At 66.8% G+C, this 12,782-nt stretch carries 13 protein-coding genes; 8 read left to right on the top strand and 5 right to left on the bottom strand.

The features are described from left to right. Window positions 1-4 precede the first annotated feature (4 nt). Window positions 5-310, bottom strand: coding sequence for a hypothetical protein (locus tag LKE06_RS12045; protein ID WP_255648541.1), 306 nt, complete (start codon window positions 308-310; stop codon window positions 5-7). 155 nt (window positions 311-465) lie between these two features. Here LKE06_RS12045 and upp point away from each other — a divergent pair, with 155 nt between their 5' ends. Further along, window positions 466-1,089, top strand: a complete 624-nt coding sequence (upp, locus tag LKE06_RS12050; RefSeq protein ID WP_227998699.1) for a uracil phosphoribosyltransferase — start codon at window positions 466-468, stop codon at window positions 1,087-1,089. 2 nt (window positions 1,090-1,091) lie between these two features. Here upp and LKE06_RS12055 read toward each other — a convergent pair whose 3' ends face one another. The 3 genes from LKE06_RS12055 to LKE06_RS12065 are packed head-to-tail and all read right to left on the bottom strand — an operon-like array spanning window position 1,092 to window position 3,618. Next, window positions 1,092-1,313 (bottom strand): hypothetical protein, encoded by a 222-nt coding sequence (locus tag LKE06_RS12055; RefSeq protein ID WP_227998700.1) that lies wholly within the window; start codon window positions 1,311-1,313, stop codon window positions 1,092-1,094. Between the two features lie 28 nt (window positions 1,314-1,341). Continuing rightward, window positions 1,342-2,838, bottom strand: a complete 1,497-nt coding sequence (locus LKE06_RS12060; protein ID WP_227998701.1) for a phospho-sugar mutase — start codon at window positions 2,836-2,838, stop codon at window positions 1,342-1,344. After that, on the bottom strand, window positions 2,839-3,618 hold the full coding sequence (locus LKE06_RS12065; RefSeq protein WP_227998702.1) for a purine-nucleoside phosphorylase: 780 nt from the start codon (window positions 3,616-3,618) through the stop codon (window positions 2,839-2,841). Window positions 3,619-3,720: 102 nt separating this feature from the next. On the opposite strand from LKE06_RS12065, the gene LKE06_RS12070 reads away from it, so the two are divergent. The 3 genes from LKE06_RS12070 to LKE06_RS12080 all read left to right on the top strand — a co-directional run bounded on the left by LKE06_RS12070 (window position 3,721) and on the right by LKE06_RS12080 (window position 6,941). Continuing rightward, window positions 3,721-4,425: an enoyl-CoA hydratase-related protein gene (locus LKE06_RS12070; RefSeq protein WP_227998703.1), complete on the top strand. Its 705-nt coding sequence runs from the start codon at window positions 3,721-3,723 to the stop codon at window positions 4,423-4,425. A gap of 33 nt (window positions 4,426-4,458) precedes the next feature. Then, on the top strand, window positions 4,459-5,697 hold the full coding sequence (locus LKE06_RS12075) for a M20 family metallopeptidase (RefSeq protein WP_227998704.1): 1,239 nt from the start codon (window positions 4,459-4,461) through the stop codon (window positions 5,695-5,697). Window positions 5,698-5,765: 68 nt separating this feature from the next. Beyond that, window positions 5,766-6,941 (top strand): M20 family metallopeptidase, encoded by a 1,176-nt coding sequence (locus LKE06_RS12080; RefSeq protein ID WP_255649081.1) that lies wholly within the window; start codon window positions 5,766-5,768, stop codon window positions 6,939-6,941. 14 nt (window positions 6,942-6,955) lie between these two features. Here the strand turns inward: LKE06_RS12080 and LKE06_RS12085 are convergent, their stop codons facing one another. Continuing rightward, window positions 6,956-7,435, bottom strand: a complete 480-nt coding sequence (locus tag LKE06_RS12085; protein ID WP_227998705.1) for a gamma-glutamylcyclotransferase family protein — start codon at window positions 7,433-7,435, stop codon at window positions 6,956-6,958. Between the two features lie 127 nt (window positions 7,436-7,562). Between LKE06_RS12085 and LKE06_RS12090 the strand changes: the two genes are divergently transcribed. The 4 genes from LKE06_RS12090 to LKE06_RS12105 all read left to right on the top strand — a co-directional run bounded on the left by LKE06_RS12090 (window position 7,563) and on the right by LKE06_RS12105 (window position 12,782). After that, the gene (locus LKE06_RS12090; RefSeq protein WP_227998706.1) at window positions 7,563-8,966 is read left to right on the top strand and encodes an NAD(P)H-quinone dehydrogenase; all 1,404 of its coding nucleotides are present in this window, start codon (window positions 7,563-7,565) and stop codon (window positions 8,964-8,966) included. Window positions 8,967-9,263: 297 nt separating this feature from the next. Next, window positions 9,264-10,319 (top strand): hypothetical protein, encoded by a 1,056-nt coding sequence (locus LKE06_RS12095; protein WP_227998707.1) that lies wholly within the window; start codon window positions 9,264-9,266, stop codon window positions 10,317-10,319. A 73-nt stretch (window positions 10,320-10,392) separates the two neighbouring features. Next, window positions 10,393-11,487 carry a DUF8176 domain-containing protein gene (locus LKE06_RS12100; RefSeq protein WP_227998708.1) on the top strand — a complete coding sequence of 365 codons (1,095 nt, stop codon included), beginning with the start codon at window positions 10,393-10,395 and terminating at the stop codon, window positions 11,485-11,487. Window positions 11,488-11,606: 119 nt separating this feature from the next. Beyond that, window positions 11,607-12,782 (top strand): aminotransferase-like domain-containing protein, encoded by a 1,176-nt coding sequence (locus LKE06_RS12105; RefSeq protein ID WP_227998709.1) that lies wholly within the window; start codon window positions 11,607-11,609, stop codon window positions 12,780-12,782.

The following is a 12,782-nucleotide window of genomic DNA, read 5'->3' on the forward strand; positions in this document are numbered from 1 at the left end:
CGGGTCACGCGTCCAATCCGGAATTCAGCGCGGTGGCATTGGTCTGATCCGTCTCGCCGAGGACAACGGCCGCGCCGGTCGCGGCGCCCCCCATGCTGGTCAGCACCGCCGAGAGCTGGCCGATCGCCGCCACGTGCCCGGCATGAGCGGCGGCATAGGCCGCCATGAAGTCACCACCGATCAAGCCCATGATCGGACCGAGGAGCGCGGGACTCGCGCCCGCCGCGCCCGCGCCCGCCGCCGCCATTTCACCGGCCATGACATGGGCGCTCGCGCCATAGGCGGCGATGCCCTCGGTGTCTGCCGACATCTTTCGCATCGTGCTTTCCCCCATCTGTTTGTTCCCAGGCAGAGTACGTCATCCACCTAGTTCGACGCGCTGCCTTCCGAATCGGTTCCAGCCCCGCCGAAAAATTCTGGCCGCAGCGGCGACATCGAACTCGAGATCGACCCTATCGTTCCTTCATGCACACGCATACCGTGGACCACCCACTGGCCGCCGCCCTACTGACCACCATGCGGGACACGCGCACGCCCAACCCGGCTTTTCGTGCGGCACTGCGGGATCTGACCGGAATCCTGATCTACGAAGCCTTGCGCGAAGCGCCGGTGACACGGTTCGAGGTCGCCACGCCGGTGGCGTTTGCCGAAGGTGTGCGGCTTGCCCAGCCGCCGCTGCTGGTGCCCGTGCTGCGGGCGGGGCTGGGCATGATCGATGCCGCCGCCGAACTGATTCCGAATGCCAGGGTCGGCTTCGTCGGCATCGCCCGTGATGAGCGGACTCATCAACCGGTGCCGTACATGGAGTCACTGCCGGACGATCTGTCCGCCTCGCCGGTCTTCGTGCTCGACCCGATGCTGGCCACCGGCGGCTCCATGCGTCATACCCTGCAGTTGCTGGTCACCCGCGGGGCTACCGATATCACCGCCGTGTGTGTGGTCGCGGCTCCCGAAGGTGTTGCCGCGCTGGCCGATTCGGGTCTGCCGGTCCGGCTGGTCACCACGGCTGTGGATGCGGGCTTGAACTCCGACGCCTACATCGTCCCCGGCCTCGGCGACGCGGGCGATCGCCAGTTCGGCCCGCGCTGAACTCAGCGCGGGCGGGCGAACAGCTCCAGATGCGAGCACCGTCTGCACCGGTAGGCATCGACCAGCCACCGTGTTCGCCCCATCCGTTTGGCCCCTCCGAAGATGCCGAGTTCGAGCGGTCCTGCGATCCAGCTCGTATAGCCTCGGGCGGCCTGGCCGGAATCCTCGATGAAGCCCGGCTCCAGGTCCGTTGCCGCGCAATGCGTGCAGCGCATGTTGCTCATCTATCGATGATGCCCGCAGACCCCCGGTTCACAGGTGTAAACAGAAGTCGCGCAGGGCTGCCAGGCGTTCCTCGGCCGCCGTGGTGGCGTTGCCGAGCGCCACCTCGGTGGCGACCGGTTCGACCACTTCCAGATAGCACTTGAGCTTCGGCTCGGTGCCCGATGGGCGAACGACGACGCGGGAGGTGCTGCCCTGGAAAATCAGTGCGTCGGTACGCATTCGGCCACGCACCCGGAGCATATCGGTGTACTCCATCGGCTCGCCGGCGATCTCGTGCGGCGGGGCCGCGCGCAGGCGGTCTACCACGGCAGCGGCGGCGGCCTGGTCGGCCAGTCGCAACGACACCTGGTCGCAGGCGTGCAGACCGAATTCGATCGCGTAGTCATCGAGTTCGTCGGCGAGTGTGCGACCAACGGACTTCAGCCGAGCAACCAGATCGGCGGTGAGAACGGCCGCGGAGATGCCGTCCTTGTCCCGCACAGTCGCGGGGTCCACGCAGTGGCCGATGGCCTCCTCGTAGGCATAGACCAGGCCGTCACCCGCGCGGGCCAGCCATTTGAAGCCGGTCAGCGTCTCCGCGTAACGCGCGCCACGGGCCGCCGCGAGCTTCGACAGCAGTCGCGACGACACGATGGTGGTGGCCACCAGCGAATCCGGCGGCGCGGTCCGCAGTACGCAATCACCAAGCAGCACACCGGTTTCGTCGCCGCGCAACATGCGCCAACCGCCGGACCCATCAGGTATGCCGACCGCACACCGATCGGCATCCGGGTCGAGGGCGATGGCGAGATCCGCGCCGATGTGTTCGGCCGTGGCGAGTAGAAGATCGGTCGCGCCGGGTTCCTCGGGGTTGGGGAACGCGACAGTGGGGAAGTCCGCGTCGGGCGCGAATTGCTCGCCGACCACGTGCACATGGGCGAATCCGGCAGCGGTCAGGGCGGCGACAGCCGTATCGCCGCCGACGCCGTGCAGCGGGGTCAATGCGATTCGAATATCGGAACGCGCACCGGGCCCGCCGATCAGTTCGGGTAACCGGGCCACCCTGGCGAGATATCGGCGCACCAGTTCGTCGTCGGCCGCGGTGACCGGCGTTCGGGCGATCGGTTCGGTGACCGCCTCGATACACCCTTCGATTTCGGTGTCGGCGGGCGCGATCAGCTGCGAGCCGCCATCCAGATACACCTTGTAGCCGTTGTCGCTCGCGGGGTTGTGCGACGCGGTGATCTGAACTCCGGCAACGGCTCCCAGCGCCCGCACCGCGTACGCGACGACCGGCGTCGGCAGTGGGCGTGGCAGCAGCGTCACCGTAAAACCCGCGGCCGCGAAGATTTCCGCGGTGGCAATGGCGAATTCGGCCGAGCCGTGCCTGGCGTCGCGGCCGACCACCACCGCCCCGCCGCCCAGGCAGCGTTCGCGTAACCAGTCGCCGAGCCCCGCGCTCGCCCGGCTCACGGTGGTCGGATTCATGCCGTCGGGACCGTCTTGCAGTGGCCCACGCAACCCGGCGGTGCCGAAGCGCAGCATCTACAGCCGTTCCAGCACGCCGCGCAGGAGTTTGCCGAGACGTGGTGCCGCGGCGGCACCTTCGGCGAGCACCTCGGCGTGCGAAAGGTGCGCGCCGGTGACACCCGCGCCCAGATTGGTGACCAGCGAGATTCCCAGTACTCGAGCCCCGAGCGCGCGGGAGGCGATGGCCTCCAGCACCGTCGACATGCCGACCAGATCGGCTCCGATGGTGCGCAGCATCCGAATCTCGGCGGGTGTCTCGTATTGCGGTCCGGTCAGGCCCGCGTACACGCCCTCGGCCAGACTCGGGTCGATTTCCCTTGCCAACGCACGCAATTCGGGATCCCAGGCGTTCACGAGATCGACGAAGGTCGCGCCGGTCAACGGGGTGCGACCGGTGAGGTTGAGATGGTCGCCGATCAGCACCGGCTCACCCACCCGCAAGCCTTCCCGGATGCCCCCGGCCGCATTGGTGAGCACGACGATCTCGGCGCCCGCCGCGATCGCCGCGGTCACCGGATGCACCACCTCTGCGGGCTGATAGCCCTCATACAGATGCTGACGGCCCATCAACAGCAACACCGGGTTTTCCCTGACGGTGACCGAATGAACCATGCCCACATGTCCCTGCGCGCTCGGTGTCCCGAACCCGGGCAGTTCCGGCATCGGCACCGACGCGGTCGGTGTCCCGATCTCCGCGGCCGCCTCCTGCCAGCCCGACCCGAGCACCACCGCAACTCGATGACGCTGCACTCCCGTACGTTCGGCGATCGCCTCGGCGGCCTCTTCGGCAAGCATCAGCACATGGTATTTGATTTGCGTCGCATGCGGCGAGTGGGCGCGTAGGGCGTTTGCTACCCGCCAGTAGGCTTTGGCTCGCGTACCCGTTACGCTGCACGCATGCCGTATCTGGAACGTGATGGGGATGTGTTCGTCGTCTACCTCGGGAACGAGGGGCAGACCGACAGCGAGAACCGCTTCCACCCGGATTGGATCGACGAACTCCACGGGGTGCTCGACGAGGTCGAGGCATCCGAGGGGCCCGCGGCCCTGGTTACGGTCGCGACCGGGAAGTTCTACAGCAACGGCCTCGATACCGACTGGCTGTTCAGCAACGTGGACCAGATGCACGGCTACCTGGACCGGGTGCATTCCCTCTTCACCAGGCTGCTCGCCTTTCCGCTGCCGACGGTGGCCGCGCTCAATGGCCATGCCTTCGGCGCGGGTGCCATGCTCGCCACCTCGCACGACTTCCGGCTGATGCGCGCCGATCGCGGCTTCTATTGCCTGCCCGAGGTGCATTTGGGCATGCCGTTCACGGTGGGTATGAACGCCCTGCTGACCGAACGACTGTCCAATCAGGTCGCGTTGCAGGCCATGACAACCGGGCACCGCTACCCGGCCGACCAGGCGATCGCGGCAGGCATCGTCGACGACAAGGCCGATGCCGAGGCATTGCTCGGCGCCGCCGTCGAGCGGGCAGGGGCACTGGCGGGCAACCGCAAGCCGAATCTGCCGGTGATCAAGCGTGCCCTGCACGCCAAGGCGCTGGCGGGTCTCGCGGTTGTGACCACACCGGAGAATCTGGCGTTCGCGGCCGGATAACCCGCGAGATCCTCGCGTGTAACACTGTGTGCCATGCCACCACCGCGTAGCGGGCACCATGATTCGCGCAGCGACGAACGGGCTGCGACAAGGCCCCTTGACGCCGTGGCGGACGCGGCGATCAAGTCCGCGGCCGTCGATCTGATCGGCCTGTCGCACGCGATTCACGCCGAACCGGAACTGGCTTTCGAGGAGACCCGCAGCGTCGCCAAAACCGTCGCGCCGCTGGCCGAGCGGGGCTTCGAGATCGAGCTCGGCGTCGCCGAGCTGCCCACCGCGTTTCGCGCCTGCTATGGCAGCGGCGAGCTCACCGTCGGCATCTGCGCGGAATACGATGCGCTCCCGGAGATCGGACATGCCTGCGGGCACAACATCATCGCCGCCTCGGCCGTCGGTGCCGCGCTCGGCCTCGCCGAGGTGGCCGACGCACTCGGCATCAGGGTTGTCGTATTCGGCACGCCGGCCGAGGAGAGCGGTGGCGGCAAAGTGCTGATGCTCGAGCGCGGTGTCTTCGACGATGTCGCGATGGCGATGATGGTGCATCCCGGTCCGATCGACATCGTCGACGCGCGCTCGCTGGCACTGGCGGATCTGGCAGTGGTGTTCCACGGGCGCGAGGCGCATGCGAGCGCCGCGCCGGAACTGGGTCGCAACGCCGGTGACGCGGTAACGATCGCGCAGGTAGCTCTGGGATTGCTGCGACAGCATCTCCGCCCCGGACAGCAACTGCACGGTATAGTCAGCGACGGTGGCATAGCCCCCAACATTGTGCCCGGACGTGCGGAACTGCTGTATTACCTACGCGCAGTCGATTCCGAGTCTCTCGACGATCTGATGCGACGAGCGTCGGCTTGTTTCGAGGCGGGTGCCCTCGCGACCGGCTGTACTCACCAGGTGAGGACGGTTGCGCCGACATATACCGAGCTGACCCCCGATCCGGGACTACTGTTTGCCTATCGCGAGCAGATCATCGACCTGGGCCGGGTGCCGATCGCACCGGAACTCGAGGCGCAGCAGCCGCTCGGAAGCACGGATATGGGAAATGTCACCAACGTCATCCCGGGCATCCATCCGGTCATCGGTATAGACGCCGATGGGGCGGTGACACATCAGCCCGGCTTCGCTGCGGCGAGTATCAACGCTTCGGCGGATCGCGCGGTTGTCGACGGTGCGATAGCGCTCGCGCGTACCGCGATAGCCGTCGCCCGCGATGAAGTGCATAGAGACAGGTTGTTGCAACGGCTCGTTCAACGACAGGAGGACATTCGGTGAGCAGTACCGGCCGTTCGGCGGCGGGCTCGGAAGCAGGTGTGGGCGTGACCACGGAGGGACTCGTCGCGTTGACGGGCACCGTTCGCGCCGGGCAGGAAGCGGTCGAGGGGTGGCTGGCCGAGCACACGGTCGATCTCGTCCAGTGGCGCAGGCATATTCACGCCAACCCAGAGCTTTCCCGCACCGAGTTCGCCACCACCGAATTCGTCTCGTCCTGGCTGACCAAGGCCGGATTGTCGTGGGAGCCGCTGCCCGGAGGTACCGGATTGATCTGTGACATCGGGCCGGACGGGCCACGGATCGGATTGCGCGCCGATATGGACGCGCTCCCGTTACAGGAGTTCACCGGACTCAGCTTCGCCTCGACCGTGCCCGGCGTCTCGCATGCCTGCGGGCACGACGCGCACACGGCGATGCTGCTCGGCACCGCGCTGGCACTGGCCGACGTTGATCTGCCGGTAGGGGTGCGACTGGTGTTCCAGCCCGCCGAAGAGGTTATGCCCGGCGGTGCCATCGACGTGGTGGCCACCGGCGCCATGGAGGGTGTGGAGCGGATCTTCGCGCTGCACTGCGATCCTCGGCTGGAAGTCGGGCGGGTCGGTGTGCGCGTCGGGGCGATCACCTCGGCCGCCGACACCGTCGAGTTGGTACTCGATTCCCCCGGTGGACACACCTCACGACCGCATCTGACCAGCGACCTGGTCTACGCCATCGGTACCGTCATCACCGGGCTGCCCGGGCTGCTCAGCCGTCGCATCGATCCGCGCACCAGCACCGTGATGGTGTGGGGCGCGGTCAGCGCGGGCAAGGCGCCCAACGCGATTCCGCAGACCGGCATGCTCACCGGCACCGTCCGCACCGGCGATCACGCGACCTGGTCACTATTGGAGCCGATGGTCCGGGAGATCGTGGACGGCCTGCTCGCCCCCACCGGCGTGCGCTACCAGTTGAACTACAAACGCGGAGTGCCGCCGGTAGTCAACGATGAGCAATCGACCCGGATGTTCGAAGACGCCATCCGCACCACCGGACCAGACGCCCTCGCGGACACCCTCCAATCCGGAGGCGGCGAGGACTTCTCCTGGTACCTGGAGGAAATCCCCGGCGCTATGGCCCGGCTCGGCGTCTGGTCGGGCGTCGGCGAACAACTCGATATACATCAGCCGACATTCGACCTCGACGAGCGAGCCCTGGCTGTCGGCGTTCGAGTCCTGAGCAACATCGTCCTGCAAGCGGGCCGATAGGCGTCGCGGGCGGATCAGGCGGAGAAATTCCCTGGCCCGACATTGCGGCTGTTACGGGTGCGGAGGGCGTGGACGTATTCCTCGGGGGCGCCCGCCTTCTCGGCGGCGTCGGCGATCACACCGATGTAGCGCGCCGATGGCAGCCCGCCTTCGTAGGCGTCGAGGACGTAGAGCCAGGCGAGGATCGGTTTCGCGCCGCTGTCCGGGCTCGGGTTGACCCTGAGCCTGACCTTGCGGTGGATACCGAAGTCGGAGCCCTCCCACCGGTCGAGGCGCTGCTCGTCTTCGGTGGAGACGTCGTAGAGGACGACGAAGACCCGCGAGCCGGGTTCCTCGACGACGGTGGCAAGCGGCCCCTCCCAGCCGATGTCGTCGCCACTGAAGGTGAGTCGCCAGCCCTCTAACCAGCCCGTCCCGGACATGGGAGAGTGCGGACAGCGATCGAGCATCTGGGACGAGTCCATGTTCGACCCGTAGGCGGCGTAGATCGGCACCTGCAAAGGGTATCCAATAACCTTCGCCGTATCCGTCTCTATCCCCGCGAGATGACCGTGTGTTCGCCAGCTAACGTTGGTTCCCGGTACCGGAGATCCCGGTCGAAAGGCTCGAGCGGAGGTATCCATGGCCCGCATAGCGATCATCGGCGGCGGTCCGGCCGGCTACGAAGCGGCGTTGGTCGCGGCCCAGCATGGAGCCTCGGTCACCTTGATCGATTGCGATGGCATCGGTGGGGCGTGCGTCCTGTGGGATTGCGTGCCGTCGAAGACCTTCATCGCCTCCACCGGCGTGCGCACGGACCTGCGTCGCGCTCGTGACCTGGGGATCACCCTCGATCCGAGTCAGGCGACGATCCAGTTGCCCGAGGTTAACGCGCGAGTGAAGGCGCTCGCGCTGGCGCAGTCCTCCGATATTCGATCCAAGTTGCAGACCGTCGGTGTGACGGTATTGCAGGGGCGCGCGCAACTCGACGATCCCGGGACGGGGCTTGCCGCGCACCGGGTGCGGGCGCGTTTGGCCGACGGTACCGAGGAACTCCTAGAGGCCGAGGTTGTGCTGATCGCCACGGGTGCGAGCCCGCGCGTGTTGCCGGGAGCCGAGCCGGACGGCGAACGGATCCTGAACTGGCGTCAGCTCTATGACTTGGGGGAGTTGCCGGAGACGCTGGTGGTGGTCGGATCGGGTGTCACGGGTGCGGAATTCGTGTCGGCGTACACCGAGATGGGTGTGCGGGTGAAGCTGGTGTCCAGTCGCGACCGAGTGTTGCCGGGCGAGGACGCGGACGCCGCCTTGGTACTCGAGGACGCGCTGGCCGAGCGTGGCGTCGAATTGGTCAAGCACGCGCGTGCCGATGCGGTGGAGCGCACCGCCGATGGCATTGTGGTCAAGCTGTCGGATGGCAGGACCGTTACGGGCAGTCATGCTCTGATGACCGTCGGCTCGACGCCCAACACCGATGGTCTCGGCCTGGATCGGGTCGGTATCGAAGTCGATCGCGGCGGCTATCTGCGGGTGGATCGAGTGTCGCGGACTGCGGTGCCGGGTATTTATGCCGCCGGCGACTGCACCGGTCTGCTGCCGTTGGCTTCGGTGGCGGCAATGCAGGGCCGTATCGCGATGTATCACGCGCTGGGTGAGGGCGTGAGCCCGATCCGGTTGAAGACGGTCGCGTCGGCGGTCTTCACTCGCCCGGAGATCGCGACCGTCGGTGTCAGCCAGACGGCGATCGATGACGGTGAAGTACCCGCCCGAACGGTAATGCTGCCGCTCAATACCAACCCGCGCGCCAAGATGTCGGGCCTGCGACGGGGTTTCGTCAAGATCTTCTGCCGCCCGGCGACCGGTGTGGTCATCGGTGGCGTGGTGGTGGCGCCGATCGCCTCGGAGCTCATTCTGCCGATTGCCCTCGCGGTGCAGAACAATCTGACAGTGAACGACCTTGCTCAGACCTTCTCGGTGTATCCGTCGTTGACGGGTTCGGTCACCGAGGCCGCGCGTCTGCTCATGCGGCACGACGATCTGGACTGATCGCGGGTCGACGCGCCGGCGCTCACGGCCGCTTCGAGTGTTCTTGTCGTTGGGCATATTTCGTCACGTTGCCTGACTGCGCGACTTGTGGTTCACTTCCCGCAGAGATGCGATCGGCGGGCGATCGCGTGTTGTGTGGGGGGATTGTTCCTTTCCAAACATCGAACGGCGAAGGCCCCATGGGCCGTTCGGCGGCCAAGCGTCTCACCAGGGACAACTGTGTGCGGCCGTTCGGTCACACCCGGGAAGGGATTGCGAAAAGTGAAACATCGTAAGCCGAGTCGGGCGCAGCGAGCGATGGCGAGCACATCGTTGCCGCTGGCCACTGCGGCCGCTGTGGCCACTCTCTTCGCGGCGCCGGCGGGGGCAGTTCCGGATCAGCCGACCACACCTGCGACCCCGACCCCGGCGCCCAGCCAGCCGGGTGCCACCGATGCGCCCGAGGATCAGGGGCAGCCGGAGACCACCAAACCGGAATCGGAAAAGCCGGAATCGGACACCCCTGAGTCGGACACCCCGGAGTCGACCAAACCTGAGTCGACCAAGCCTGAGTCGACCAAACCTGAGTCGGGTAAGCCGACACCGAGTCAGCCGGGTGTCACGACCCCGGATCCGAATCAGGTGATGCCGAATCCGCTGAAGGACCCGAAGCTCGCCTCGCCGACGCAGCCCGGTGTGACCACGCCGCGCGTTGCGCCGCTTCCGGTTCCGGGCCAGCAGCCCGGCACCGTGCAGCCTGCCGTCGTTCCGGATCCGCCGGTGCCCGGTGCCACCCCGAAGCCTGCTCAGCCGGATGCCCAGGTCGCTCCCGGAACCCCGGGCGAGAACTCGAATGCCCAAGGCGCACAGCCGGAAGCGGACACGCTGGTTCAGCAGCCGCGGTGGGAAGCCCCGCGCTTGCAGGCCGCGCCCGCCGCGCCGGTCGTCGAGATGGAGGGTCCGCACCAGGAGGTCGGTGCGAACATCGACGGCGGCACCCTGATCCCCGGCTATGTCGCCAACACCCACCACTTCAACAATGCGGCGGGTTACGTCGGCACCATCGGGTATCGGACCCCGACCGGTGCCGGTGAGGCCGGTGTGTCGGTCGAGTACGTCGGCGCCAATAGCGTCAAGCTCACCAGCTACACCGGTGGTGAGGGGCTGCCGGACAACAAGACCGACGTGGTCTTTGACACCACCCAGGCGAACCTGGCGAAGGCGGCCGTCGAGCATTGGATTGCGGCGCAGCCGGGTGGACAAGCTGCCCTCGATGCCGCGGCGCAAGTTAAACTTCCGCTGCCGGGCGAACTGGCGCAGACAGCCAACGTGGCTGGTGTCACCACCCAGTGGGGCGGTTCGCTCCAGTACTGACACGAGGTGATTCGACGGGTGGGGTGGTCGTTCGCGGCCACCCCACACGTGTGTCCTGGGGAAAGGATTTGGTGTGGGCTCCGAGGGCGATGGCAGGGACAACGAATCCGATCAATCCGGGTCGCAGTTCGGTCCGCCGGTGGGTGATTTCGGTCCACCAGTGGGTGATTTCGGTCCGCCGGTGGGTGATTTCGGTCCACCGATGGATGACTTCGGTCCACCGACTGCCGGGCGACAACAACCGTGGCAGGTGCCCGAGCCCGCTACCGACCATCCGGAGTTGGCCTGGCGTCCCGCGGACGAACCACCGACGGCGCCACCACCCGCGCAGTATCGCGCCCCCGAAACGACAGTGTTTCCCGATGGGCCGCCACCACCCGCCCCGACTGTCCGGCATCCGCAACTTCCGGTCGATTCCGATGACGATCTCACTGTTCGGCATCCGGTCGCACCGCAGACCGGCCAGCGCGATGAGTGGTGGAATCGTCCGACCGATTCGGGGGGCGTGCCGACGCCCCCGGAACCGTCGCCTCGGTCCGAATCGGAGAGCCTGTCGTGGGCGGATGATCCGATCGCGAAGCGTCTCGCACCGAGCAAGGCGATCCCGACGCCGGATTCGGCTCCAGCACGCCAGAGCGCTACGCGCGGCCGGTGGATTGTGCTCGGCGGCGTTGGCGCGGTTGTGGTCGTTGTCGCGCTCGTCGTGTCGATCGTCGCGGTGAATCGAGGCGGCGGTAGTGGCTCGGACAAAGCCGCACCGCCGCCGGTGCCTTTGACCACGACCACTCCCGAACTGAGCTGCCCGGCCGGCCACGACGGCAAGATCACCGTGGGCAATGGTGTGGGCGACACCGCTACCGGGCCGGGTGCGATTCTGGGGTTCCAGCACGCGTTCTACGTCGAGCGCAATGGGGAGCGGGCCAGGCAGTTCGTGGCCCCGGACGCGGAAAATGTGTCGGCTGCCGAGGTTATCCAGCAGGCGATCAACGACCAGATCCCGACCGGTACCACGCATTGTCTGCGCATCACCGAACTCGGGCCCGAGCACTTCGAGGTGGATCTCACCGAAAACCGCCCCGATGGCTCACGGCTTGTCTACCGGCAGAGCGTGACCACGGCGAACCGGGACGGCAGTACGTTGGTGTTTTCCATCAAGGAACGTACTTGACCAGTTCAGGCCAGGATACGGCCATGCGTGTCCATAATATGGGATTTTGATTTCATATTATGGTCATACTGTGAGACAGTGGGATTTCGCGTACCCATGGCGTTTCCTCGGAGGTTTCCATGTCGCCGACCATTCCACCGCTCGCGGCCAAACTCGACGGACTGCGGAGCTCGGCGATTCGTGACCTGCTCAAACTGACCGGCCGCACCGAGATCATCAGCCTGGCCGGTGGCCTGCCGGACGCCGAACTGATGCCGCGCGCACGCCTGGCCGAGGCCGCCGAGGCCGCGCTGAGCGGTAACGGCTGCCTGCAATACACCGAGTCGCCGGGGTGGGGCCCATTGCGCGAGGTGCTGGTGCGCCGGGAGTCGCAGCGGCTCGGCCGTGCCGTCGAACTCGACGAGGTGTTCGTGACACACGGTTCGCAGCAGGCGCTTTCGCTGCTGGCCGAGGTGCTGCTGGATCCGGGTGCGCTGGTGATCGTGGAGGACCCGGCATATGTGGGTGCGCTGCAGGTGTTTCGGGCCGCGGGCGCGCGGATCGTCGGGGTGCCGCTCGATGCCGAGGGTATGCGTCTTGACGTGCTGACCGAGCTGCTGGCGCGTGGCGAGCGTCCGGCGCTCGTGCACACCGTGAGCAACTTTCACAACCCGGGCGGTGTGACGATGAGTTCACGGCGTCGCCGTGAGATCGCGGAACTCGCTGACGCACACGGCTTTTGGGTGATCGAGGACGATCCCTACGGCGAGTTGTGGTTCGACAGTCCGGCGCCGGCGCCGGTGGCGGCATACTCGCGAAACGTGATTCGGTTGTCGAGTGCGTCGAAGATCCTCTCGCCGAGCCTGCGGGTCGGCTGGATGGTCGCGCCAGATCGTGTCTGCCGTGCGGTGGAAATGCTGAAACAGGGTGCGGACCTGTGCGGTTCGGCGCTGACCCAGCAGATCGCGACCGACCTGCTTTCCGACGAGTCCTGGCTAGCCGGCCATACCGACACCGTGCGCACTACCTACGGCGACCGCGCGAAGTCGTTGGTGAACGCCGTGCGCACCCGCTTCGGTGACCGGGTGAGCTGTTCCGATGCGGCCGGCGGCATGTTCGTCTGGGCGGAGTTCACCGACGGTACCGACACCAAGCAGTTGCTGCCGCGCGCCCTCGATGCCGGTGTCGCGTTCGTGCCGGGTTCGGCTTTCGCGGTCGACACCGATTACGGCCACGCGATGCGGATGTGTTTCACCACGTCGGACGCGGCAACGCTGGACGAGGCGATCGCGCGTCTGGCCCGCGCGGCCACGTAG

The sequence above is a fragment of the Nocardia australiensis genome, assembly GCF_020733705.1.
GTDB lineage: Bacteria > Actinomycetota > Actinomycetes > Mycobacteriales > Mycobacteriaceae > Nocardia > Nocardia australiensis.

Bases quoted from the DNA above. Each gene is read 5' to 3' on its own strand.
- LKE06_RS12075 (WP_227998704.1), top strand. From the start codon at position 4,459: ATGCCACCACCGCGTAGCGGGCACCATGATTCGCGCAGCGACGAACGG.
- upp (WP_227998699.1), top strand. From the start codon at position 466: ATGCACACGCATACCGTGGACCACCCACTGGCCGCCGCCCTACTGACC.
- LKE06_RS12095 (WP_227998707.1), top strand. From the start codon at position 9,264: ATGGCGAGCACATCGTTGCCGCTGGCCACTGCGGCCGCTGTGGCCACT.
- LKE06_RS12055 (WP_227998700.1), bottom strand. From the start codon at position 1,313: ATGAGCAACATGCGCTGCACGCATTGCGCGGCAACGGACCTGGAGCCG.
- LKE06_RS12065 (WP_227998702.1), bottom strand. From the start codon at position 3,618: ATGCTTGCCGAAGAGGCCGCCGAGGCGATCGCCGAACGTACGGGAGTG.
- LKE06_RS12105 (WP_227998709.1), top strand. From the start codon at position 11,607: ATGTCGCCGACCATTCCACCGCTCGCGGCCAAACTCGACGGACTGCGG.
- LKE06_RS12060 (WP_227998701.1), bottom strand. From the start codon at position 2,838: ATGCTGCGCTTCGGCACCGCCGGGTTGCGTGGGCCACTGCAAGACGGT.
- LKE06_RS12045 (WP_255648541.1), bottom strand. From the start codon at position 310: ATGTCGGCAGACACCGAGGGCATCGCCGCCTATGGCGCGAGCGCCCAT.
- LKE06_RS12090 (WP_227998706.1), top strand. From the start codon at position 7,563: ATGGCCCGCATAGCGATCATCGGCGGCGGTCCGGCCGGCTACGAAGCG.
- LKE06_RS12070 (WP_227998703.1), top strand. From the start codon at position 3,721: ATGCCGTATCTGGAACGTGATGGGGATGTGTTCGTCGTCTACCTCGGG.